This window comes from Paraburkholderia sp. J11-2, assembly GCF_905220185.1.
Taxonomy (GTDB): Bacteria; Pseudomonadota; Gammaproteobacteria; order Burkholderiales; family Burkholderiaceae; genus Paraburkholderia.
The window spans coordinates 20103-43784 of sequence record NZ_CAJMYY010000035.1 but is presented as its reverse complement, the minus strand read 5'-3'; the positions used below and the strand labels follow the sequence as shown (position 1 = coordinate 43784).

Here is a 23682-nt window from a genome sequence, read left to right as displayed (position 1 = left end):
CTTCCGGCCCTTTGATTCGACTCACCGATGCAGCGACGTCATTTTTTCGTAATGACTGGGTAACCCTCTCGTTCGAGACCGCTTTTTAGACTGGCCGTGTTGTTAATCGATTGATCCACTTCACGCCATTCCAGGGAGCTTCCATGTCTTTGCCCACTTTCCGTTCCGCTATTGCACACGCAGCCGCCGCGCTTTGTCTGGTCGCTGGCGCCGTGACGACGGCGCAAGCCGCGCCCATCAAGAACGTTGTCCTCGTGCACGGCGCTTTCGTGGGTGGCGCCGGATGGCGTCCGGTGTACGACATTCTCACAAAGGACGGCTACAACGTGACGCTCGTGCAAGAGCCGCTCACGTCATTCAAGGACGATGTGACAGCGACGAAGCGTGCTATCGACAGCCTCGACGGCCCGTGCGTGCTCGTCGGCCATAGCTACGGCGGCGCCATCATCACCGAGGCGGGCAACGACGAGCACGTGAAGTCGCTTGTCTACATTGCGGCTCATGCACTCGATGCCGGCGAAACCGAAGTCTCGAATGGCAAGCGTTATCCGAACGCGACGCCCCACGAGGACATCGTGAAAACGGCGGACGACTATCTTTATCTGAACCCGGCGGACTATCCGCGCGATTTCGCGGCCGACCTTCCGATCGCTCAGGCCGAATTCGAAGCCCACGAACAAATGCCGACTTCGGCAAGCGTATTCGCTGCGCAGATCCCTGATCCGGCCTGGAAGATCAAACCGACGTTTTATATGGTCGCGAAGGCGGACAAGATCATCAACCCGGACCTCGAGCGCATGTACGCGAAGCGCGCTCACGCCCAGACGGTGGAAATCGATGGCGCGAGCCACTCGGTGTATGAGTCGCATCCGAAGGAAGTGGCTGCGCTCATTGAACAGGCGGCTCAGCAACAGGCGCAATGACGGTTTGCCTCGAGTATCGCCAGTGTCGCCGGTTTGCCTGGCCGTATGCGGCGGTCACGGTGTGCGGCCCGCGCGAGCAGTACCTCGACTGGCGCGTGCCGGGTTTCGACATCCTGCGTTCGACGCGATGAAAATGGACGTCCCGGCTCAAAGCCCGGTTCAAACCGTTTTCAGAATGCGCGGCCGCAAGTCGCTGCCCGGCATCGCCGGGCTTGCAGGCGCATCTTCCTTTGCGGAGCGTAATGACAGGTACCGCAAACAGCACACCCGCAGAAACGATGCGAAGTTGGTCGGCGGCTCGCCGCGCAGCGCAATCAGTTCGTCGTACAGTTTGACCGCGAATTGGCTCGTCGTCATGTTTTCGCGCGCGGCGATTTCCTGCAGCACATCCCAGAACAGGTTTTCCAGCCTCACGGTCGTGATTACGCCGTGAATACGCAACGATCGCGTGCGCGATTCGTAGAGGATCGGGTCTGCGTTGACGTAGATTCTGCACATGCTCGATCTCCTTCAGTCTTCATGGGGAGAAGTCTTGCCCTGCCAACATACGCGCAAGCTTCCTGGCTGGCAAACGCAACCCTCCCGAGCCGCGTTTGCCAGCCAAGGGGCGCCTGTCATCAAATCGCGCGGCGCTTCATTTGCCCTGCGATGTAATCGGACTGGCGGATCGCGAGCGTGACGATCGTCAGCGTCGGGTTCTCGGCGGCGCCCGTGGTGAACTGACTGCCGTCGGACACGAACAGGTTAGCCACGTCATGCGTCTGTCCATGCGCGTTGCACACGCCATCCTCCGGCCTCGCGCTCATCCGGCAGGTGCCGAGATTGTGCGTCGAAGGATAGGGCGGCACGCGGTAGACCGTCTTCGCGCCGACCGCCTCGTACACCGCGGAACCCTGCTTGAACGCATGCTCGCGCATGGCTTCGTCGTTCGGGTGATCGTCGAAATGGACGTTCGGGACGGGCTGGCCGTATTGATCCTTGACGCTGTCGTTGAGCGTCACGCGATTGTTGGCGCGCGGCATGTCTTCACCGACGATCCACATGCCGGCCGTGTAAGCGTACTGATCCATGGCTTGCGCAAACGACGGTCCCCAGGCGCCTGGATTCAGGAACGCGGCATAGAACGGCAGTCCGAGCGAGATGGTTTCCATGTGGTAGCCGCCGACAAAGCCGCGTTTGGGATCGTTCTTCGCCTCGTCCTCGATGATGCCGGCCATTGTCGTGCCCTTGTACATGTCCACCTTCTGGTCGAACGTCGCATACACGGAGCCCGTTGTGTGCCGCATATAGTTGCGCCCGACCTGCCCGGAAGCATTGGCGAGGCCATTGGCAAACTTTCCGGAATGCGAGTTCAGCAGCAGGCGCGGCGTCTCGATCGAGTTGCCCGCGACTGCCACGACGCGCGCTTTCTGGCGTTGCAGCTTGCCCTGCGCGTCGTAATAGACGACACCGGTGGCTCTGCCTCGCGTGTCGTGCTCGATGCGCACCACATGGGCTTGCGTACGCAGTTCAAGATGGCCCGTGGCCTGGCCGCGCGGCAGTTCCGTATAGAGCGTCGACCATTTCGCGCCGGTGCGGCAGCCCTGAAAGCAGAAACCACGCTGGAAGCAGTGACTGCGATCGTCGCGCACCACGCTGTTGATCGCCATGTGGCCTGTGTTGCATCGCGTGTAGCCGACCTTCGTCGCGCCCGCCGCCATCACCTTGAAGTTGTTGTTGCCCGGCAGGCCCGGCAGCCCGTTGGTGCGGGTGACGCCAAGCTTCTTCTCGGCGCGGTCGTAGTACGGGTCGAGTTCCTCGCGCGTGAGCGGCCAGTCGAGCAGCGTCGCGCCTTGAATGTCGCCATAGGTCGTGCGCGCCTTGAATTCGTGCGGCTGGATTCGCAGGCTCGCGCCGGCCCAGTGCGTTGACGTGCCCCCCACCGTCTTGCAGATCCACGCGGGCAGATTCGGGAAGTCCTTGGCGACGCGCCACGTGCCTGAGGTCGTGCGATTGTCCAGCCATGAGAGCAACTGGAACGAGCCCCATTCGTCGGTCACATAGTCGGCCTGCGTATGCATGGCGCCCGCTTCGAGCACGACAACGTCGATGCCTTTCTGGGCGAGTTCGTTCGCGAGCGTGCCGCCGCCCGCGCCGGAGCCCACGACGACCACCACGTTGCTGTCGTTGAGCGGGAAGCGCTTCTGGTTCAAATCCATGTTTTGTCTCCTGTGCTCAACTGTCTTTGGGAAGCGGACCGCTCTCGTCGGCCGGGGGGTTGGGCAGCCAGGACAAGTTGTTGAAACCTTTGTACAGGTAGCCGCCGTCGCCCTCGGCCGCCCCATAGCCGAAGTGCTGGTAAGCCAGCGTGTTGCTATACAGCGAGACGATTGCCGTGCTGCGCACCGTAGTGAAGAAAGGCGTGCCCGCCAGCGCGGCGACGTCGCGCGCCTGTGCCGCGCTCTCGCGCCTGGACCAGTCCGAGCCGCCGGCGCTCGCGTCGAGCTGCTTTACGCCATCGGCCAGTTGCTTGCGCACGGCGGGGTCCTTTTGCGCCTTTGCGTCGAGGTCCTTGACGACGAGCGCGTAGACCGCATTGTCGAGCGTGGGGTGCGGATAGAGCTGGCGCGTGAACGCGAGCAGGACGTCGCCCTGGTGCGTGTCGAGGCCCTGGAGTTCGAGGGCCCAGACCCGGCTGGGCGCGAACATCGCGAGCGTGGAAGTCAGCGCCAGCGTGCCCGTGAGGACTCCTGTGCCTTTGAGCAACTCACGCCGTGTGAGCTTGATGCGCATTCCGCTTTCCACCGCGTGAGCGTCCGGTTCGTGCGCTATCGGTATGATCGTGGGGCTCATTGTTGTCTCCTGTGTTGGTCTCATGCCATCAAACAAACGCGGCCCTGCGCACGGCCGCTAGCGATAGTGGCCATGCCTTTCCAGGACTTCGATCTTGTAGCCGTCCGGGTCCTGAATAAAGAAGTAACGGGCGATCAGCGAGCCGTCGTCCGCGTGGAATTCGCGCAGGTCGTTTGGCGCTAGACCCATGTCGAGAAGGCGCTGTCGATCGGCCTTTGCGTCGTCGACGACGAAGGCTACATGGCCGTACCCGTCGCCGTGCGAATACGGATCGGCGCGTCCCTTGTTCCAGGTGAGTTCGATTTCCGTGTCGGCCTCGTCGTTGCGCAAATAGGCGAGCGTGAAATCGGGGAAGTCGAGCCGGTGCGAGACCTTGAAGTCGAAAACCTTGTCGTAGAAGTCGAGCGAGCGCGACAGGTCCTGCACGCGAATCATCGTGTGAACAAGCTTGGGCATGCGTTGTCTCCTCGGTCTGCGGCGGTGGCCACTGCGGGTGGCTTGCGTTGTGCGCAGTGATGTCAGTTTAGGCGCGCGAACGGATGGCAGGTAATGGCCGGCTAAATCGGTGTCGGGACTTACCCTCGAATGCCACTGCGTTCGGCGTCGTCGTGCACGCACTTTCCGCTGGGCGCGTCTCATTTTCGGACACCCTGTCGATCCTCACGCTCGTTGAGCGTCCGATTTTGCGACAGTTGGTCGGCGGGTTCGCTGGGTGGTCCGCTGGTTCGCCGCTGCAGGTGACACATCTTCTCTAAGCCAGCGCATCGACTGCGGACGGCTTCGGTGCTTTCTATTTCTTTTGGCATGGACATTGCGTAACCGGCTCTCGACGTGCGCAACAACGCTAGCCCCGATGGCTCGTGCATTGTCCGGCCATTCATGAACGGAGGAGACAAAAAGTGAAAGCTGCCGTGCTGCATCAGTACGACGAGTCGCTGACTCGCGAAGAATTCGTGCGCTACGAAGAGGTGGACGATCCCAAGATCGTGCGGCCCACCGATGTCGTCGTGAGGATTGGCGGTGCGGGTGTGTGCCGCACCGATCTGCACGTCGTGGAAGGCATCTGGCGCAGCAAGGTCGATGTGGCGCTGCCCTACATCATGGGTCATGAAAATGCCGGCTGGGTCGAAGAGGTGGGGCGCGGCGTGGAGAGTGTGAAGGTGGGCGATCCGGTCATCTGCCATCCGCTGGTGACGAGCGGACATTGTCTCGCTTGCCGGCGCGGTGACGATATGCACGCCACGGACAGCCGCTTTCCCGGTATCAACGCGAACGGTGGCTACGCGCAGTATCTGCTAACGGGCGAGCGCTCGCTGATCCAGTTGCCGAAATCGCTCGCACCGAAGGACGTTGCGCCTTATACGGACGCTGGCTTGACCGCATACCGCGCCGCAAAAAAAGCCTCGCGCCATTTGCTGCCTGGCCAGTTTGCCGTCGTGATCGGCGCCGGAGGCCTGGGGCATATTGGCATTCAGGTTTTAAAGGCACTCTGCGCGGCTGAAATCATCGTGGTCGATCGCTCCGATGTTGCGCTGCAGCTTGCGAAGGAATGCGGCGCGCATCACACGGTCAAGGGCGGCGGAGAAGAAGTCGAACACGTCCTGGAACTTACCCGTGGCAATGGCGCGGAAGCCGTCATCGATTTTGTTGGCGAAGGAGACGCGATCGCCAAAGGTCTCGCCATGACGCGCAACGGCGGCTTCTATTACATCGTGGGTTATGGCGGAAAAATCGAACTGCCGACCATCGACATGATCACCAGCGAGAAGACCATTGTCGGCAATCTGGTCGGCACGTATCCCGAACTCGTGGAACTGATGGCGCTCGCCGATCGTGGACTCGTCCACCTGTCCACACGGGAGTATCGCTTGAGCGAGGCGAACCAGGCGCTCAAGGATCTGCATCACGGGAAGGTCAAAGGGCGGGCGGTGTTGATTCCGTAACGGTTTCGACGGGACGACTTCAGCGTGGAGATTGCCGTGACCATGGAGCGCGACGCAGCCTCGCTTTTCGAGCGCATGCATTTGATCATTGCGCTAACCGAAGTGAATTCCCGCCATTTGCGCGGGGAAAGCCGACGCGCGGGCGCAGAGATCGAACTGGCATGCGCACTCGCCTGCGAAGAGCGCGATGGCGCCTCACCGGAAAGAGCGGCGCATATCGAGCAATTGCGCGGGCGTTTTCGCGAGGCCGAAAGCGCGTTGCGGGCGATCGAATCCGAGCGGGATCGGCTTGAAAGCGAACTGGGTCGCCTCGACAGCCGAATGACGTCTGGCACACAAGGGGGCTGGCAATGAACCGCATTCCGGTTACCGTGCTCACCGGTTTTCTCGGCGCTGGCAAAACCACGTTGCTCAATCGCATTCTGCGCGAGCAGCACGGCCGGCGCTATGCGGTGATCGTCAACGAGTTCGGGGCCATCGGCATTGACGGGGCCCTCGTCGTCGGCGCAGAGGACGAGGTCGTCGAATTGAATAATGGCTGCGTCTGCTGCAAGGTGCGCGGCGATCTGATTCGCGTGGTGTCGTCGCTGGTCAAGCGCAAGGATGGCTTCGACGGGATTCTGATCGAGACTTCCGGTTTGGCCGACCCCGCGCCGGTGGTGCAAACCTTCTTTATCGACGATGAGATCCGCCAGCGCACGAGGCTTGACAGCGTGATCTGCGTAGCCGACGGGGCGCATCTGGCGGCGCGCCTCGCGGACAGCCGTGAGGCTGCGGAGCAGCTCGCGCAGGCCGACATCGTGCTGGTCAACAAGATCGACCTTGTCGATGCGGCGGGTCTCGCTTCGGTGCGGGACGCCGTGCGGCGCATCAATCCGACTGCCGAATGGTTGACCAGTGTGCGCTGCGAAATCCCGCTTGCCGCGCTGCTCGATCGCGGCGCGTTCGATCTCAAGCGCCTGCAGCTTGTCGCGTCGCCGGGTGAAGGCAGCGATGCGCCGCGCGGCGAGCGGACGTATCGAGCGGTGCCGTTTCGCGCTGGCGCGACTGTCAAGCAAGGCCACCATAGCCACGGCATCGATAGCGTATCGCTGCGTGTCGAGCGGCCGCTCGAACGAACACGCTTTCTCTCCTGGCTGCAGCAACTGGTGGCCGAGCAAGGCCAGGACCTGATGCGTGCAAAGGGTATTGTCGATCTCGCCGGATCGGAGCGCCGCTTTGTGTTTCAGGGCGTGCACATGACGATGGATACCGCCTTCGATCGACCGTGGCGAGACGGCGAGCCGCGCGATAGCCGCCTGGTATTTATCGGCCGCCATCTCGACCGGCGCGACTTGCGCGACAGCATTCGATACTGCGAGATCGACGCATGAACGCGCCGCAATTTCTGATCGATCTGCTTGGGGCGCGCTGGCAAAGCGACGCGCCTGTCGTCGATGTCGTGTGGGACACGTCGGGGCAATGCGCTGGATTCGCGCTGGGCGACGGCACGCTTGCGCTCGCCACGGGTGGCTGGCCGGGCGGTCCTCGACTCAAGCCACGCGAGAGCGGCGGCGTCGAGTTCGTGCAGGCGCAAGCGCCGCCTGCGCCGCTCGCGCGCTTCAGCGTGCACGAGGGCACGTGCCTGGCCCTTGCCGCCGACCCCGGTGGGGGATTCCTCAGCGGTGGCGACGACGGACGCCTCGTCCATCTGCGGCTCGATGGCACGAGCGAACTCGTCGCGCATGAGGCCGGGGCATGGATCGACCGGGTGGCGGCGAGTCCGCTTGGTGGCCGAGCCTATGCCAGCGGCCGCAGGGTCCATTGGCTGGGACCGAAACCCGCGTGTCTGATGCTGCCGGGATCGGCGACCTTCATGGCGTTCGACCCAGCGGGTAAGCGTTTGGCCATTTCGCATCACGGCGGCGTCACGCTATGGGCGGCCGACACGCTGCGCGAGCGTCAGCTTGTGTGGCCGGGCTATCACCGCAACGTGGTGTGGAGTCCGGACGGCCGCTATCTCGTGACCGGCATGGAGGAAAACGCCTTGCACGGCTGGCGGCTGCCCGATGGCGCGGACATCGACATGGGCGGCTACCCCGGGCAGCCGCGTTCGTTGTCGTTTTCCGCTGATGGCCGCTTTCTCGCCACGAGCGGCGGCATGCGCGCGGTGTGCTGGCGTTTCGATCCGCCCAGAGCCAATGACGAGCCGCATGAATGCGGTATCGCGGGCAAGACGCCGGTCAGCATCGCAGCCTGCCATCCCGTTCATCCGCTCATAGCCGTCGCGTATCACAGCGGCGAGGTATTGCTGTGTCAGCCAGGCAGCAGCGACATCTTGCTCATCAAGGGTTCGGGCAACCGTGCCGTAAGCGCGATCGCCTGGGCGCCGGACGGTCGGCGCCTCGCGCTGGGAACCGAGGCGGGCGAGCTGGCGCTGGTGTTTCTGCCGGAAGAATTGTTTCGCTTCGGACGGCGCAGGTAAGCCGGCAGTGCTCCCTCCCACATATCCAAAGAGAGACGACCATGAATACCGGACTCACTTCCAGGGAACAATGCTTTGAGCGCCTGGGCACGATGGCGGACGAGATGATCGAGGCGTACGGCAAGGATTTCGCACTAGGGGCGCTCATCCTCACGGCACGCTTTGTCGCTGAAGGAAAATCCCCCGGAAATAGCGGTCAAAGCGCGATTCTTGCCACTGAAAGCCAAGGTGACGTAGCCCGGTAGATGTGCCACGCACCGTACTTCGATATTCGTTTCATTCAATAAGGTATCCGAATTTACATTAAGAATCGATTCAACCGGACGTCCCAATATCGGACAGCATCGTGAACCGGCTTTGTCGCAGAACAAAACATGGCGCACTGCGAGATTTTATAGCAAGCGTCTGTGCCCATTACCAGGCTTGACCCGGAAGAAATAACGACGTCTGGCACGCTTATCGCTCTATAAGCACAGGTCAATCCGAAAGCGTTGACGTCAAGAAGCGCAAAACGAAAACAGCAGGAGACACGATCATGAAGTCAGGCCCAGCAGGCCTGCACTTCGATTTTTCTCCGACCTTTTCGCTTGCCAACGAGACGGCCCGCCCGCGTTGTTGACTCTGGTCGTGACGCTAGCCGGCTCCGCCCGAAGCGTCGCATTGCGGCAGTAATCGAAATGAAACCAGGAGAGCTCAATGTCTGATGGATTAACGCTCAACAAGATCACGTCCCAGCGCGGTATCAGCATTGGCGAAGCGGCGCGCCGCGTTGCCGATCTTGGCTGGACTCCGAGTTACGTCCAGGAAGCCATGACCTTCCCGACGGACTACAAGATCAGCAAGGCGCCACGCGACCCGATGAAACAGGTGCTGCGCTCTTATTTCCCGATGCAGGAGGAGAAGGATAACCGCGTGTACGGCGCACTCGACGCGGCATTGCGCGGCGACATGTTCCGCAACGTCGAGCCCCGCTGGGTGGAATGGATGAAGCTGTTCCTCGCGATCATTCCGTTCCCCGAAATCTCGGCTGCGCGTTCAATGGCGATGCTCGGCCGGCTCGCGCCCGGCGAAGATTTGCGCACCGGCTTTACGATGCAGATGGTCGACGAGTTCCGGCACTCCACGATCCAGATGAACCTGAAAAAGTGGTACATGGAAAACTACATCGATCCGGCCGGGTTCGATATTACGGAAGCCGCGTTTGGCAAGTGCTATGCCACCACGATCGGCCGCCAGTTCGCCGAGGGCTTCCTCACTGGCGACGCGGTGACGGCTGCCAACGTGTTCCTGCAGGTGGTGGCCGAAACGGCGTTCACGAATACGCTGTTTGTGGCGATGCCCTCGGAGGCCGCCCGCAACGGCGATTATGCGTTGCCGACGGTATTCCTTTCCGTGCAGTCGGATGAAAGCCGCCATATCGGCAATGGCCACTCTCTGGTCATGTCGATCATCAACGATCCGGACAACCATCTCCTGCTCGAGCGCGATCTGCGCTACGCATTCTGGCAGAACCATGCGATCGTCGACGCCGCGATTGGCACCTTCATCGAATACGGCACCACGGACCGCGACAAGAACAAGGAATCGTACGCCGAGTTGTGGCACCGGTGGATCTACGAGGATTACTACCGGACCTACATGCTGCCGCTGGAAAAGTACGGCATCAAGATTCATCACGAGGACGTCGCTGCTGCCTGGGATCGCATCGTCAAGCAGAACTATGTTCACAAGGTCGCGCAGTTCTTCTCAGTGGGCTGGCCGGTGAACTTCTGGCGCATCGAAGCACAGACCGAAAAAGACTTCGAATGGTTCGAGCACAAGTACCCCGGCTGGTACGCCGAATTTGGCGACTACTGGAAGTGGTATGCGAAGAAGAGCGTGCCGGGCGAAACCAACATGCTGTTCGATCAGGAAAACGGGTACGTCTATCCACACCGTTGCTGGAGTTGTCTCGTGCCTTGCCTGATTCGCGAAGACTTCGTGGTCGATGAAGTCGACGGCCAGCTGTACACCTATTGCTCGGAGCTGTGCCGCTGGACGCATAAGGTCGCGTTCGCCGACGAATACGAAGGCAGACCGACACCGGCAATGGGGCGCTTCAGCGGGCGCCGCCAATGGGAAGAGTGCTACCACGGTTGGGATCTCGCCGATTGCATCAAGGATCTGGGCTTCGTGCGCAGCGACGGCAAGACGCTCGTGCCGCAACCGCATCTGCGCTTCGACGACCGGCAAATGTGGACGCTCGACCATGTACGCGGCTACACGATCCAGAGCCCGCTTGTCTTGCTGCGGGGCATGACGCCGGAACAGCGCGAGAAACACATCGCCGAGTATCGCGCCGGCTTCAAGATCAATCCGGTGAGCTGACCAGGGCGTCCGGTCCGGCGGCGCACAGTTTGCCGCCGGACGGATGAGGAGCACACGATGAGCGACACGCAAGAAGCGAGGCGCGAGATGGCGGACCAGGGCGACGACAAGATATTCCATACCGTGTACTTCGAGCCAGTCGGCGTGCAGATGTCGGTGGCGGAAGGCGAAACAGTGCTAGACGCCGCGTTTCGCCAAGGCATCGCGGTGATGCATGGATGCAAGGAGGGGCAGTGCAGCAGCTGCAAGTCGCTGCTCATTGAAGGCGATGTCGAACTCAAGAAGTATTCGACCTTCGCGCTGCCCGACTACGAACGCGAATCCGGCCATATCCTGCTATGCCGCACGCTCGCCTATAGCGATCTGACCGTCGAACTGCTGAACTACGACGAAGACCTGATGCGCCGCTCGATCGCGGTCAGCGAATATGACGCGACGCTCACGAAGATCACGGCGCTCACGCACGACATCAGGCTGCTGGAGGTGAAGCTTTCGAGGCCTTTGCGCTTCTGGGCCGGACAATACGTCGACCTGACGATTCCGGGCGCGGGCATCACGCGATCGTTTTCCATGGCCAATACGCCCGACGGTGAATCGACGCTGCAATTCATCATCAAGAAGTATCCCAACGGGGCGTTCTCGTCGCAACTGGATGGCGGGCTCAGTCCAGGGGACAGGCTGATTGCGAAGGGCCCGTACGGCACCTGCTTCCGGCGCGAGGATCAGCCTGGACCCATGGTGCTCGTCGGCGGAGGGTCAGGCATGTCGCCGCTGTGGTCGATCCTGAGCGATCACGTGCAAAGCGGCGAGGAGCGCCCCATCCGCTTTTTCTACGGTGCGCGCAGCCGGCGCGATCTGTTCTATCTCGACGAGTTCGCGGACCTGGCGCAGAGGCTGCCGGATTTCCGCTTTATTCCGGCGCTTTCGAACGCCGAACCGGATGACGGCTGGACGGGCGAGACCGGCTTTATCCACGAGGTGGTCGGGCGCACCCTGCGAGAGGAAGCGCTCGCGGGTGAGATCGACGCCTACGCGTGCGGCCCCACTCCCATGATCGAGGCGGTGATGCCGGTTCTTCAAATGGCCGGTGTTGCGCCCGAGCGGCTGTATTTCGACAAGTTTACGCAGGCGGTTCGCTGACAGGATGTCCATAACCGAAACGTGAAGGAGGACTAACATGAGTACGTTGGCAGAGCAGTCGCCGGTGAAATCGGGCGCGGCCGGCGCGGCCCAGTTTGCCGGCTGGGACAGCCGCAAGTACAACTACTTCGAGCCGAAGGGCCGCAAGGCCAGCCACTACGAAGACATGACCGTAGACGTGCAGCCCGATCCGCATCGCTATCTGCTGCAAGACTGGATTCTTTCATTCGCCGACGGCACGCCGACGTATTCGCAAACGTGGACGGCTGCCAAAAGCTCGGACTGGCACAAGTTCCGCGCCGTCGACGAGGAGTGGGAGCGCACGCACTACCAGCGTCAGTCGACCATCGTCGGGATGATCAGTGGCGCGATTCAGAACGCGCGGCGCTCCGGGGCAGTCAAGCGCTTCGACAAAACGTGGATCAAGGTGCTGGAAGCGCATTTGGGCGCATACAAGCATGCCGAGTTCGGTTTGGGCACCTCCACGATGCATGCGCAGCGCTACGGCTACACGCAGATGATCAATAGCGCGATCCTGACCAATGCGTCGTACAAGCTGCGCTTCGCTCAGGATTTGACACTCTACCTGGGTGAGATCGCGCTCGACCTGCCCAATCTCGACCTCGATGCGGGCAAGCAGCACTGGCTGAGCGATCCCATCTGGCAGGACACGCGTCGTGCGGTGGAAGCCATCGGCGGGGCCACCGACTTTCTCGAGAAGTACTTCGCCGTGAACGTTGTGTTCGAACCGCTCGTTGCAGACCTGTTTCGCAGCGGATTCATCATGCAGGTCGCAGCGGCGCAAAACGACTTTCTGACGCCGACCGTCGTGTCGGCTGCGGAAGGCGACTACGAGCGCAATCTGGCCAACGCGGTCGAACTGTTCCATATGCTCACGAACGACCCGCAGTACGGCGAAGCCAATCGCAAGCTGTTCGGCGCGTGGCTGGAGAAACACGGCGTGCTGGCTCTGGCCGCTGCGAAGCAGTTGCAGCCGATCTGGTCGATTCCGCACGTGAAAACGGCCCAGTTCAACGACTGTCTGAACAGCGCGATAGAACGGGCGGAGATGATCGCGAGAGAGATCGGCGTTCACTTTCCTTCGTCGATCCGCGCCTGAGCGCCGCTCGAACCATTCGAATCCACCGCGCAGAGGAGTACGCAATGTCAGTGCATACCGACAACATTTTCAAGTCGATGAAGGACGTCCGCTTCGAGCAGACCATCTCGCACCAATGCGGTGTGACGATGAACGATAGCGTCGAGGCGCGCGCGATCGCCGAACTGATGGCTGCGAAACCGGGCATCACGGTGACGTATCTGCCAGCGATGATTCGCATCGACGGCCAGGGCAAGATCGAGTTCAAGATGGGCGAAATCAGCGAAGCGCTAGGCCGCGAGATGACGCCGCATCTGTTCGAGATTTCCACCTCGACCCATTACGGGCGCATGGTGATGATCGACGACGAGACGGTCGTGCTGTTCGGCAATATGGACGATGCGATGGCTTACGAGTGAGCGGACACCCCCCGATCCAACCATACGGCCCGTTTCCCGCTATGGCGAAGGGCCGTTCGTACAACCAAGGAGACGAATGCCATGTATCGAACCACGGACGGTGAAGAAGTCTTCATCATCGACGGCCACGTTCATCTATGGGACGGCAGCAAGGCCAACGTCAAGAACGTGCACGGCCAGCAATTCATTGACTGCTTCTATGCGTATCACTCGAACCTGAGCCCCAAGGAGTATCTGTGGCCCAAGGAGAAGTTCGACAAATACGGCGAAGAGGCGATGGTCGACGACCTGTTCGTCACGGGTTACGACGACATGGCGATTTGTCAGCCAACGTATCTGACCGACTTCTACAAGAACGGCTTCAACACGACCGAGGCCAACTACGTCTTGAAGAAGAAGTATCCGCACCGTTTTATCGTCAACGGTGCGTTCGATCCACGCGATGGGGAAGCCGGCCTCGATCGACTCGAGGAGCTTGCGTCGCTCTACAAGATTCAGGGCGTCAAGCTTTACACGGCGGAATGGCGCGGCGACAGCAAGGGCTACAAGCTGTCGGACCCGAGCGTGCAACGCTATTTCGAACGCTGCGAGAAGTTGGGGATCAAGAACATCCACGTTCACAAGGGACCGACGATTCTGCCGCTGAATCGCGACGCGTTCGACGTGGCCGATGTCGACGATGCCGCGACCAGTTTTCAGAACCTGAATTTCATTGTCGAGCACTGTGGTTTGCCGCGACTCGACGACTTCTGCTGGATCGCGACCCAGGAGACGAACGTCTACGGCGGCCTCGCCGTGGTGCTGCCGTTCATTCATACGCGGCCGGAATACTTCGCGCATGTGATCTCGGAGCTGCTGTTCTGGATCGGCGAGGACAAGATTCTTTACGGCAGCGACTACGGCATCTGGTCGCCGAAATGGCTGATCGAAAAATTCATGGCCTTCGAATTGCCCGAGTCGGTCAGCAAGGAAACCGGTGTGCAGTTGTCATTGACGGCCAAGAAAAAGATCCTCGGGCTCAACGCGGCGCGCCTGTATGGCATCGATGTCGAGGCGCAAAAGGCCTTGCTGGAGGATGTCCGGCAACCGGCAGCGGCAGGCGCATGAGCACGCCGCTCGTTGTGCAAGCTTCGGCCGCAATCGGGGCGGAGGTCGCATCGGGCCGCGTCGCCGAGGTCTGGTCCCGGCTCGCGACGGTTGCTGACCCTGAACTCGACGAGTCGGTGACGGAGCTGGGGTTCGTCACCACGGTCGAGGTCGAGGGCGGCTGTGTGTCGATCGGTTTCCGCTTGCCGACCTACTGGTGCGCGGCGAATTTCGCCTACCTGATGGCCGACGACATGCGGCGGGCGATAGCGGGCTTGCCATGGGCGACGAACATCACTATTGCGCTCGACGAGCATATGTACGCCGCCGAAATCAATCGAGGTGTAGCCGCCGGACGATCGTTCCAGCAGACCTTCGGCGGCGAGGCCAATGGCGAGGTGGAGGACGTACGGCGCATTTTTCTCGTCAAGGCTTTCCAGCGGCGGCAGGAGGCGCTTTTAAGCTGGCTGCTGGGGCAAGGCAACGAGCCCGCAAAGCTGGTGTGCCTGAGCATGGCGCAGTTGTCAGAGCTGGCAGGTGAGAGCACGGACGATGAGAAAACGCGGCGGCTCGTAGCGCGATACGTCGAGCGGCGATTCGTTGCAGGGCGTGGTGCCAATGCCGAAGCAGAGCAGGAAGAGGCGCTGGCATTCGTCGACGCGCAAGGTGAAGCGCTGGTTGCAGACGAGCTAGGCGCATACCTGCGAGCGTTGCGAAGGGTCGGCGTCAATGCCGAATTCAACGGCGCGCTTTGCCGCGGTCTGCTGGCTGCCCGCTACGGCGAGGGTTGCACATCCGCACCGGCAGTCGAGATCAAACCGGTGCACTTCGTGCGCACTCGCGATGCGAAGCCCGGCGGGTCGTTCGCGCCTGCACGAGAGGCGCCTCGCGCAGCAGAGTAAACAAGAGCAACCAGAACTAACCGGATCAGGAGGGACAGGATCATGCCGAATATCATGCTGCATGACGACGAAGCGCGCATGGCGCTAGGTCGGGGTATCGCGAAACTGGCCAAGGCAGTGCGAGGCACGCTGGGCCCGCGTGGAATGAACGCAATCATCGACCGGCCAATCGGCTCGCCGATCATCTCGCGCGACGGGGTGAGCATTGCCAGCGAGATCGAACTCGAAGATCCATTCGAGAACATTGGCGCGCAAGTCGTGCGCGAAGTCTCCAGGCAGACCAACGAAGTCGCCGGTGACGGCACGACCACCGCGACTGTGCTCGCCGACGCACTGGTTCAGGAGGGCCTCGCGTGCCTCTCGCAGGGCGCCAACCCGGTCGAACTAGTGCAGGGGCTGGAACTGGCCGTCAACGAGGCAATCGATTCGCTCAAGCGCTCGGCAACGCCCCTGCGCAGCAGTGACGAAGTGCGCGCCGTGGCTGTGGTGGCAGCCAACGACGAGTTTACCGGCAACCTTGTGGCGCAAGCACTGGAACGCGTGGGCGCCGACGGCATCGTCGATGTGGAATACGGCAATACCGTCGAAACCCGTCTCGAAGTGGTGGACGGGATGGCGTTCGATCGCGGCTACCTGTCTCATCACATGGTGACCGACATCGAAAGAATGCAGGTGGTGCTGGACAACCCGCTCATTCTGATGACCGATCAGCGGCTGCAGTCGCAGGAGGAAGTGGCCGCGCTGCAGGCGCTCGCGACGCAGAGCAAACGACCGCTGCTGATCATCGCCGAAGAGGTGGCGCCAGCCTGCGTGATGACGCTGCTCGCATGGCGCGACAACGGCGGCATGCCCGTAGCGGCGATTCATCCACCGGAGTACGGACACTGGCGCAAGGCGATGCTCGAAGACATCGCCATCGTGACAGGCGGCAAGGTCGTTGCCCGCGACCTGGGCGGAAAGCTCGAAGCCACGCAATTGGGCGACCTGGGGAGCGCGCGCCAGGTACGCATCTCGTCGAACCAGACCATCATCACTGCAGGTGGCGGCGATCCCACGGCAGTAGCGGCGCGCCGGCAACAGGTGGCGCGCCAGTACGAGATGGCGCCGGAGAATGTCGAGCGCGACAAGTTTCAGGTGCGGCTCGCCAAGCTGTCGGGCGGCACCGCGCTGATTCTCGCGGGTGGCGCAACCCCGGTCGAACAGAAGCGCCGGCTGCATCTGATCGACGACGCGATTCACGCGGCGCGCGCGGCGATTGCCGAAGGTGTCGTGCCGGGTGGCGGCATGGCCTTGCTGCAGGTCTCGTCCGAACTGGAGGGTGTCATCGCGCGTAGCCATGGCAGCGTGCAGCAAGGTGCGCGGCTCTTGCAAAGCGCCTTGGCAAAGCCGCTCTTTCACATTGCCACGAATTGCGGCCTCGACGGCGCGGCGATCGTCAGCGCAGCGGTACGCGCAAAACCCGGAATGGGGCTCGACGCGCGTCGCGGCGCCTTCGTGAACCTCGCCGAAGCCGGCATCATCGATCCGGTCAAGGTCAGCTACAGTGCGGTGCGAAATGCGGCCTCGGTAGCAGGGCTGATTCTCACCACCCAGACGCTGATCGCCAAAAAGCCGGAGACGATCGATCCGACCGCCGGCCCCGCGTTGGGCGCAGGCGCCGAGCGGCTCGGCCGGGCATAGAAGACAAGACTGGCGTAGCCGGCTTTCCGTATCCGGAGGCCGGTCTGGCATGGCCGCGGCCCGCGCAGACCGGGCAGGCGCCGCCGTGGGGAGACGAACAATGGCGAGAGATACCAGCCGTCACTTCGGTGCGACTGCGACGACGGTCCGGCATGTTGGCGCGATGCCCACGATGCGCGTGCTCAAGGTCACGCTGGGTTGGAGCATCACGCTGTGTGGGCTTTCGGTTTTGCTATGCGATGTGAGCGCAACGACCGCTGCGTTGATGCACGGCGTTGCCAGTGCGATCCTCAAAGCCATAGCGTGATCGCCATACCTGCCTGCCCGGGAGGGCGCTCCTGCGCATTGCGGGAACAACGGGAGCGCACGCATGGATGATCGCGTTCGGCCAGCGAGCCTGGCGAATTCGGGGGCAAGTACAGCGCGCACGATGCTTGCTGCGCGCGAGGTACTGGAAGGGCGCCGTCGTGGCGCCTTGAAGCTGCTGCCGTTTGCCGGTCCGGCGGTCGTCGTTTCCGTGGCCTACATGGACCCCGGCAACTTCGCGACGAATATTCAGGCGGGCGCCCGATACGGCTACACGTTGCTGTGGGTGGTGGTGCTGGCGAACCTCGTGGCCATGTTGTTTCAGGCGATGTCGGCGAAACTTGGCATTGTCACGGGTAAAAACCTCGCGCAATTGTGTCGGGAACGGTTCCCTAAACCGGTTGTGCTGTTGATGTGGGGGGCGAGCGAGATCGCAGCCATGGCCACCGATCTGGCCGAATTTCTCGGCGGCGCGATCGGGCTCGCATTGCTGTTCCATCTGCCGTTGCTCGTGGGAATGGCGATTACGGCGTTGGTGACATACGGACTCCTGTTGTTCGAAAGCGCCGGGTTTCGGCCGCTTGAACTCGCTATCGGCGCACTGGTGGGCGTCATTGGCCTCTCGTATCTCGCCGAGTTGTTCATCGCGCCGGTGGTCTGGCCGAAGGTTCTGCTCCACGCGTTTTCGCCAAGCCTGCCGGACAGGGATGCATTGACGATCTCGGTCGGTATCGTCGGTGCAACGGTCATGCCTCATACGTTGTTCCTGCATTCGGCACTGACGCAGGATCGCGTGGTCGCGCGCAGCGGGAAGGAGCGTAAGCAACTATTGAAGTTTTCGAACCTCGAAGTGATGGTCGCGCTGAGCATTGCCGGCGTCATCAATATGGCAATGGTGATCATGGCTGCGAGTGCGTTTCATCATGGCCATGCCGAGGTCGCGGAAATCCAGGACGCGTACCGCACACTTGCGCCGCTGCTCGGCGCAGGCGCGGCGAGCATCTTTCTGATATCGCTGATTGCTTCGGGCGTATCCAGTTCGGTGGTGGGCACCATGGCGGGCCAGATGATCATGCAGGGGTTTGTCGGCTTCAAATTTCCGCTGTGGTTGCGCAGAGCCGTCACAATGGTGCCCGCGTTCGCGGTGGTGGCGCTCGGTGTCGACGCAACGCGTGCACTTATCTTGAGTCAGGTGGTTTTGAGTCTCGCGCTGCCGCTGCCGATGGCGGCCTTGCTGTGGTTTACGCGCTGCGATGCAGTGATGGGCGACTACGCAAATCGCACGGTTACGACGGTCGTCGCCAGCGTGGCCGCGCTGGTGGTTTTATCGTTCAACGTCGTGTTGGTGCTGCAAACATGTGGCGTTGGTATTCCCGGCTGGGGGAGCTGACAAACGCGTGACAAAGAGATTAATGAAAGTGCAAGGCGAGGCGGGGTACGCGGTTTGCTGACCGTGTTTCCCCCAAAAGACTTGTTGAGGATTCAGGCATATACTGCGAGCGCGTTCGCTGCTGGGTTTGAAAAATAGAAGTCGGCAAGATTCGTCCAGCCACAATATTCTAGCTAGTCATGACGAAGCCGGCCGCAGGGCCCGGCTCCGCGTTGACCCATCGCCCAGGAGGACGTTGTGGCGAGGAGACATCAGCTTGGCAGCATGTCGGATCCTGGTCATCAGGCTGAGATGCGTGGCATCGTGGCCAACGCGCAGCGCGCTAACCTCCGTCACTCCGATCGGGGCACGATGCTCGCCTGGGAGCGCTTTCTGGCGGGCGAATCCTCGACTTCCGCTCCCCCGGCGCTCATCGACTCATGGCAACGCAGCTTGCGCTCAGGCGTGAGTCCGACTGCGGTTTCAGCGCCTATCGCGGTACATGGCGACGAAGTCGCGGCGCTGCTCTGGCGCCATCGCGATCTGCTGGCCGCGGCTGATCGCCTGTTCACTGTCACAGCCGACCTGTTCGCAGATTCACATTCAATCTTGCTGCTCACGAATCAGGACGGCGTCATCCTGAAAGCAGCCGGCGATTTGCGCACGCAGGCGGCCGGCGAAAAAATCCATTTGACTATTGGCGGCGACTGGTGCGAGGGCAGTGCGGGCACCAATGGTATCGGCACCGCGCTGGCTACGCGCGAGCCGACCTATATTCATGCGTCGGAGCACTTCTGCGAAGGCATCAAGGCATGGAGTTGCGCGGCCGCGCCAATATGCGAGCCGGGCACGGGCGCAGTGATCGGCGTACTCGATATTTCCGGGCCGCCTTCCACTTATCAGATCAACAATCTTACGTTGGCGGTGACCGCCGCGCGTCAAATCGAAATGGTGCTCGCCGAGCAGGCCGCTCGCGAACATATGCGTTTGCTGGCGTTTTGCCTGCAGCGGGTGTCGTCGTCGGATGCGACCGGGATGGTCGCGATCGATCGCAGTGGCCGGCTCGTGCATACCACTGGCAGAGTCACGTTGCCGGTCGGTATTGGCGAGCGTTTTCCTGGCATGAGCGAGACCTCTGCCGTTGAAGACTGGGCGCAGCATTTGCCCGCTGGCTTGAGCGCCGAATGGTTCAACCCTGTCGTCGTCGACGGCAGCCCGATTGGGGCGATGCTGGTCGTGCCGGCCAGGACGCGGCCTGTGAGTGTACGACTCGCCGGTCGCGGCGAAGCTGATCCACAGCGCAACGGCTTCGCGCAAATCCAGGGGCAAAGTTCCGCGATGCAGGCTGCCGTCAATCGCGGGCGTCAGCTTGCCAGCAGGCGTGTTCCGGTGCTCATCGAGGGTGAAACGGGCGTTGGCAAAGAGTTGTTCGCGCGCGCGATTCATGGTGAAGAGGGCGGCACCGGCCCGTTTGTCGCGTATAACTGCGGTGCGGCATCGAAGGAACTGATTGCCAGCGAACTGTTTGGTCACGTGCGTGGCGCTTTTACCGGCGCGACAACGGAAGGGCGGCCCGGCCGTTTCGAACTGGCTCACGGCGGGACGCTTTGTCTCGACGAGATCGGTGAAATGCCGCTCGAACTTCAACCCGTTCTGTTGCGCGTACTGGAAGAGGGCGTCATTTACCGCCTGGGCGATACGCAACCGCGCCGCGTGGATGTGCGCTTGCTGGCAATGACCAATCGCAATCTGCGCGAAGAGGTCGAGTCCGGTCGCTTTCGCCGCGATCTGTATTACCGGATCAGTGTTACGCGCCTACGTATTCCGCCGCTACGCGAACGGGACATCGATATCGATCTGCTAGTCGAGCACTTTAACCGCAAGCTTGCCTTGCGCCATGGTGTCCCCGAACGACAACTCGGCACGGAGGTGATGGCCGTGCTGCGTGCCTACTCGTGGCCCGGCAATGTGAGGGAAATGCGCAACGTAATCGAGAATATGCTGTTGACGTCCAGCGAACCTGCCGTTTCACTCGACGATTTGCCTGTCGAATTGCTTGACGAAATCTCGATGTCCGGCGCCATCCCCTCGCTGCGTGACGAGGCGGCAAGTCTCGAGGCAACCGAGCGTTTGGCCATTGCACGCGCGGTGCACAATACACACGGTAACCTCGCGCAAGCCGCACGCGCGCTCGGTGTCTCGCGAAGCACACTTTATCGAAAGATCGAGCTTTATCAACTGGAAGGCATGGTGAAACCGGCAGCCAGGGAATGAGGTCTGCGTGAACTGGAGCAATCGGTTATTTTCCATAGACTCTCAGCGTGGCGAGACGACAATCGCGACACGGCGGTTTTGAGCCCGGCCGGCTTCCGTGCGGTTATCCGCCACCGGATCACGCTTACCTTTCCCGATGATCTCGACATCCCCAGCAGGCAGGCCGGTGTCGATCAGTTCGAGCGCCACGACCTCCGCACGGCGTCTTGACAACTCGAAGTTATAGGCATTCGCGCCTTCTCCGTCGCTGTAGCCATAGACTCGCACGCTGGTCAGCCCCGCCGACATAAGCGTATGGCCGATGTGCTCGACAATCCTGCGGCTGTCGGGCTTGAGGTTGTAGCGGTCGAAGTCGAACAGAATGGGTCCGGTCGAGCCGAACTCGAAACCCTGCTCGGTCTCCTCAAAGCCCGCCGACGTGAGTGCCTGAACTTGCGTCTGCGTCAGACCACGGTAAAGCGGCGGCGTCTTGCAGGCCCCAAGCAGCATACACAGGAGCAGTGCGCTCCCGATGCCCATCCGCCAGCTACCTGCAGGAGACGAGTGTTTTTTCATCGCATTCCCCTCGAGCGCGCCGGCGTTGCGCGCACGGTTGCAAATTCTTGCGACAGACCCGGCCGGTGGGCCATGCCATAACGTCAAGCCTGTCCTGCGACACCTTCAGCAAATTGCCACGAGCCCGGCCGCGCACGCTTGGCCCGGTACATCGCGGCATCTGCGGCCCGCAGCAAGCCGTTCGCGTCACACGCGTGATCGGGATACAGCGCAATCCCGACGCTCATCATGGTGGCCACCATACGGCCATCGGGCAAGGTGATCGACGGTGTCATGCTCGACAGTATGTCCTCGGCGATACGGGTGGCGCTGGCCAGTTCGCGCATCGGCGCCAGCATCACGGCGAATTCGTCGCCGCCGAGGCGTGCCACCAGATCGACCTCGCGCAACTGCGTACGCAGCCGCGCCGCGATACCGATCAGCACCGCATCGCCGGCTTCATGGCCGAGGCCGTCGTTGATCTCCTTGAAGCGGTCGCAGTCGAGATAGAGGACGGCGACGCGCTGCCTTGTCACCATGGCCTCGTCGAGCGCACGCATGAGGCGAGCCTCGAATTGCCAACGATTGGGCAGGCCGGTGAGCGCGTCGTGGGTCGCCTTGTGTTCGAGCGACGCGTTTTCGTGGCGCAGGGTGTTTTGCCAGTCTTCGAATTCGTCGAGCAAGGCGTTGAAGTCGTTGCCGAGCTCGTTAAGTTCAGCGATTGCCGCGGGCTCGACCCGCTGCTCGAACGCACGCTCGCGCCGCACTGCGTGGGCAACGCCTGCCAGCGCGTGCAGCGGAGCGACGATGCTGCGCAGCACGCGCTTCGAGCTGACATAAGCGCCAAGCACGCTAACGGCGAGGCACGCGAGGATGCCACCGACGCCGCCGAGCAGAAAACCGAAGAACTGGTGCCCCTGGCCACGCACTTCGACGTAACCGACGACAACGCCGTCGTGGACCACCGGCACGGTGACGGGGCCAGGCAGCGCAATGTCGGCGACCGACCGCTCGAGCCTGGCGATCGCATTGGCGGCTGGCGACTGCCATGCCGCGAAGGGTCGACCCGCGCTGTCCGAGACGACGATCTCGGCCACGTCCTCTTCTTTGGCGATCAGCACGATCGCCTGGGTCGCCGCAATGCGGTCGCCGAATACCAACGCCGCCTCGACCGTATAGGCGAGCGAGCGCGCCAGCAGGTTCAGGTTGTTGCCGGCATAGGCACGCAATGCGATCACGGCGACCATGATCAACGACACTGCGGCCATCGTGACGGCAACGAACGCCAGACGCAGATGCGCGCGGCGCAATACGCTTTGCAGCGTCGGGCGCGCAGGGAAAGCGGGGGGCGAGGGCCGTCTCATGGCGTCACCGGCCGCCGCGCGAGATTGAGGACATTGGGCTGGACGCGTACGCCGCTGCGCGCTACGGCATCGAGATTGATGTCGAACGTAACGCGCTCGCCATCGACATTCAGGCAGAACATGCTGCCCGCGGTGCAGGTCGGATCGTGTTCCGCAATCGTCAGGACCGGGCGGCCAGCCACGGTGGCGCTGACCCGCTGTCTCTCGGCACCGTTGAGGTCGCCGAGATAGACGACTTCACAGGCTGCGCCAAGGGCGGAATCATCAAAGGGGAAATGCTGCACCTCGAGCGGCGTCGAGCCGGCCTGCATCGTGTCGACCAGGCCTTGTGCGTAGTCGGGCCGGCCCGTCACGCACAGGTGCAGGTGGCCAGGCGGCGTCGGCCAGTGCGTAAAGCTGATGATTCCGAGCACGACCTGGCGCACGGCGGCGTCTCGTGGCGAAACGGTGGGGCCGGTGCGGCTCGCGGTGGTGACGGTGCCCGCCGTGTGGGCCGAATCGACTGTATTGTCGGGTGTGTCGGCGAGCGCGCCCGGTGCCGCGCCCAGCGCGCATGCCGTTGCGAGCAAGGCGTGGCGAAGCCGGGCCGACCAGCCAGGCAGGCCAAACGTCGCCAGCGCCGCGCTCCTTGGCCTCATTGCAGCCGCACGACCGGCGACCGCGGCGGGCACGCTCGCATGCATGATGAAAACACCTGTTGGCGTTGATCCAGGCGCTGCCCTGGCTCCCGCCATTCGCGGGCGTGCACAAGGTGATGCGCGCAGAAGTTCATCTTAAGCGCAAAGTCGCACGATCAACCAGTCGAACACCCGCTTTCGCTGTGGCCATCGACGTTTGCCGCTTTGCAGCGAATTGATCTGTAGATTGGAGGGTCAAAACCGTCGGCACCCAACTGAGGTGAGATTATTCAGGATGTCGAAAGAGAAGCTCTCGAACGTCGGCGGCACCCGCTCCAGCCAACCGTCCAGGCATGATCAATG

Annotated in this window: 24 protein-coding genes; 17 read left to right on the top strand and 7 right to left on the bottom strand. The window is 62.0% G+C overall.

Annotated features, from left to right (window positions below; translation table 11 throughout):
- The first annotated feature begins 143 nt into the window (after positions 1-143).
- Complete coding sequence (locus U5A57_RS35210) at positions 144-923, top strand: alpha/beta hydrolase (protein WP_321916282.1); 780 nt, start codon at positions 144-146, stop codon at positions 921-923.
- The gene (locus U5A57_RS35205) at positions 920-1054 is read left to right on the top strand and encodes a hypothetical protein (protein WP_321916281.1); all 135 of its coding nucleotides are present in this window, start codon (positions 920-922) and stop codon (positions 1052-1054) included. The genes U5A57_RS35210 and U5A57_RS35205 overlap by 4 nt, the downstream gene beginning before the upstream one ends.
- Positions 1055-1082: 28 nt before the next feature.
- On the opposite strand, the gene U5A57_RS35200 is transcribed toward U5A57_RS35205, so the two are convergent.
- The 4 genes from U5A57_RS35200 to U5A57_RS35185 form a co-directional block, all read right to left on the bottom strand.
- Positions 1083-1421 (bottom strand): ribbon-helix-helix domain-containing protein, encoded by a 339-nt coding sequence (locus tag U5A57_RS35200; protein ID WP_321916280.1) that lies wholly within the window; start codon positions 1419-1421, stop codon positions 1083-1085.
- A gap of 119 nt (positions 1422-1540) precedes the next feature.
- Positions 1541-3121: a GMC family oxidoreductase gene (locus tag U5A57_RS35195; protein ID WP_321916279.1), complete on the bottom strand. Its 1581-nt coding sequence runs from the start codon at positions 3119-3121 to the stop codon at positions 1541-1543.
- 16 nt (positions 3122-3137) lie between these two features.
- Positions 3138-3755, bottom strand: coding sequence for a twin-arginine translocation signal domain-containing protein (locus tag U5A57_RS35190; protein ID WP_321916278.1), 618 nt, complete (start codon positions 3753-3755; stop codon positions 3138-3140).
- A 57-nt stretch (positions 3756-3812) separates the two neighbouring features.
- Positions 3813-4211 (bottom strand): VOC family protein, encoded by a 399-nt coding sequence (locus U5A57_RS35185; protein WP_321916277.1) that lies wholly within the window; start codon positions 4209-4211, stop codon positions 3813-3815.
- 443 nt (positions 4212-4654) lie between these two features.
- Here U5A57_RS35185 and U5A57_RS35180 point away from each other — a divergent pair, with 443 nt between their 5' ends.
- The 15 genes from U5A57_RS35180 to U5A57_RS35110 all read left to right on the top strand — a co-directional run bounded on the left by U5A57_RS35180 (position 4655) and on the right by U5A57_RS35110 (position 20804).
- Positions 4655-5698 (top strand): NAD(P)-dependent alcohol dehydrogenase, encoded by a 1044-nt coding sequence (locus U5A57_RS35180; protein WP_321916276.1) that lies wholly within the window; start codon positions 4655-4657, stop codon positions 5696-5698.
- A 42-nt stretch (positions 5699-5740) separates the two neighbouring features.
- Positions 5741-6052: a hypothetical protein gene (locus U5A57_RS35175; RefSeq protein ID WP_321916337.1), complete on the top strand. Its 312-nt coding sequence runs from the start codon at positions 5741-5743 to the stop codon at positions 6050-6052.
- Complete coding sequence (locus U5A57_RS35170) at positions 6049-7071, top strand: GTP-binding protein (protein ID WP_321916275.1); 1023 nt, start codon at positions 6049-6051, stop codon at positions 7069-7071. The genes U5A57_RS35175 and U5A57_RS35170 overlap by 4 nt, the downstream gene beginning before the upstream one ends.
- Positions 7068-8162, top strand: a complete 1095-nt coding sequence (locus U5A57_RS35165; RefSeq protein WP_321916274.1) for a WD40 repeat domain-containing protein — start codon at positions 7068-7070, stop codon at positions 8160-8162. Before U5A57_RS35170 ends, U5A57_RS35165 begins: the two co-directional genes overlap by 4 nt.
- A gap of 41 nt (positions 8163-8203) precedes the next feature.
- Positions 8204-8407, top strand: coding sequence for a hypothetical protein (locus U5A57_RS35160; RefSeq protein ID WP_321916273.1), 204 nt, complete (start codon positions 8204-8206; stop codon positions 8405-8407).
- A 451-nt stretch (positions 8408-8858) separates the two neighbouring features.
- A complete protein-coding gene (locus U5A57_RS35155; RefSeq protein ID WP_321916272.1) occupies positions 8859-10529 on the top strand; it encodes an aromatic/alkene/methane monooxygenase hydroxylase/oxygenase subunit alpha in 1671 nt (556 codons plus the stop codon).
- 57 nt (positions 10530-10586) lie between these two features.
- Positions 10587-11669, top strand: a complete 1083-nt coding sequence (locus tag U5A57_RS35150) for an NADH:ubiquinone reductase (Na(+)-transporting) subunit F (RefSeq protein WP_321916271.1) — start codon at positions 10587-10589, stop codon at positions 11667-11669.
- Positions 11670-11706: 37 nt separating this feature from the next.
- Complete coding sequence (locus U5A57_RS35145; protein WP_321916270.1) at positions 11707-12789, top strand: aromatic/alkene monooxygenase hydroxylase subunit beta; 1083 nt, start codon at positions 11707-11709, stop codon at positions 12787-12789.
- A 44-nt stretch (positions 12790-12833) separates the two neighbouring features.
- Positions 12834-13187, top strand: a complete 354-nt coding sequence (locus tag U5A57_RS35140) for an MmoB/DmpM family protein (protein WP_321916269.1) — start codon at positions 12834-12836, stop codon at positions 13185-13187.
- Between the two features lie 81 nt (positions 13188-13268).
- Positions 13269-14294, top strand: coding sequence for an amidohydrolase family protein (locus U5A57_RS35135; RefSeq protein WP_321916268.1), 1026 nt, complete (start codon positions 13269-13271; stop codon positions 14292-14294).
- A complete protein-coding gene (locus tag U5A57_RS35130; RefSeq protein ID WP_321916267.1) occupies positions 14291-15175 on the top strand; it encodes an iron-sulfur cluster assembly protein in 885 nt (294 codons plus the stop codon). The genes U5A57_RS35135 and U5A57_RS35130 overlap by 4 nt, the downstream gene beginning before the upstream one ends.
- Before the next feature lie 42 nt (positions 15176-15217).
- A complete protein-coding gene (locus U5A57_RS35125; RefSeq protein ID WP_321916266.1) occupies positions 15218-16855 on the top strand; it encodes a molecular chaperone GroEL in 1638 nt (545 codons plus the stop codon).
- Between the two features lie 100 nt (positions 16856-16955).
- Entirely contained in the window at positions 16956-17162 is a 207-nt protein-coding gene (locus U5A57_RS35120; RefSeq protein ID WP_321916265.1) for a hypothetical protein, read from the top strand.
- Positions 17163-17225: 63 nt separating this feature from the next.
- Positions 17226-18551: an Nramp family divalent metal transporter gene (locus U5A57_RS35115; RefSeq protein ID WP_415774697.1), complete on the top strand. Its 1326-nt coding sequence runs from the start codon at positions 17226-17228 to the stop codon at positions 18549-18551.
- Between the two features lie 264 nt (positions 18552-18815).
- Positions 18816-20804 carry a sigma-54-dependent Fis family transcriptional regulator gene (locus U5A57_RS35110; protein ID WP_321916335.1) on the top strand — a complete coding sequence of 663 codons (1989 nt, stop codon included), beginning with the start codon at positions 18816-18818 and terminating at the stop codon, positions 20802-20804.
- 42 nt (positions 20805-20846) lie between these two features.
- Here the strand turns inward: U5A57_RS35110 and U5A57_RS35105 are convergent, their stop codons facing one another.
- The 3 genes from U5A57_RS35105 to U5A57_RS35095 form a co-directional block, all read right to left on the bottom strand.
- The gene (locus U5A57_RS35105; protein ID WP_321916263.1) at positions 20847-21359 is read right to left on the bottom strand and encodes an OmpA family protein; all 513 of its coding nucleotides are present in this window, start codon (positions 21357-21359) and stop codon (positions 20847-20849) included.
- Positions 21360-21442: 83 nt separating this feature from the next.
- A complete protein-coding gene (locus U5A57_RS35100) occupies positions 21443-22702 on the bottom strand; it encodes a diguanylate cyclase domain-containing protein (RefSeq protein ID WP_321916262.1) in 1260 nt (419 codons plus the stop codon).
- Positions 22699-23385, bottom strand: a complete 687-nt coding sequence (locus tag U5A57_RS35095; protein WP_415774696.1) for a YfiR family protein — start codon at positions 23383-23385, stop codon at positions 22699-22701. The genes U5A57_RS35100 and U5A57_RS35095 overlap by 4 nt, the downstream gene beginning before the upstream one ends.
- Positions 23386-23682 lie beyond the last annotated feature (297 nt).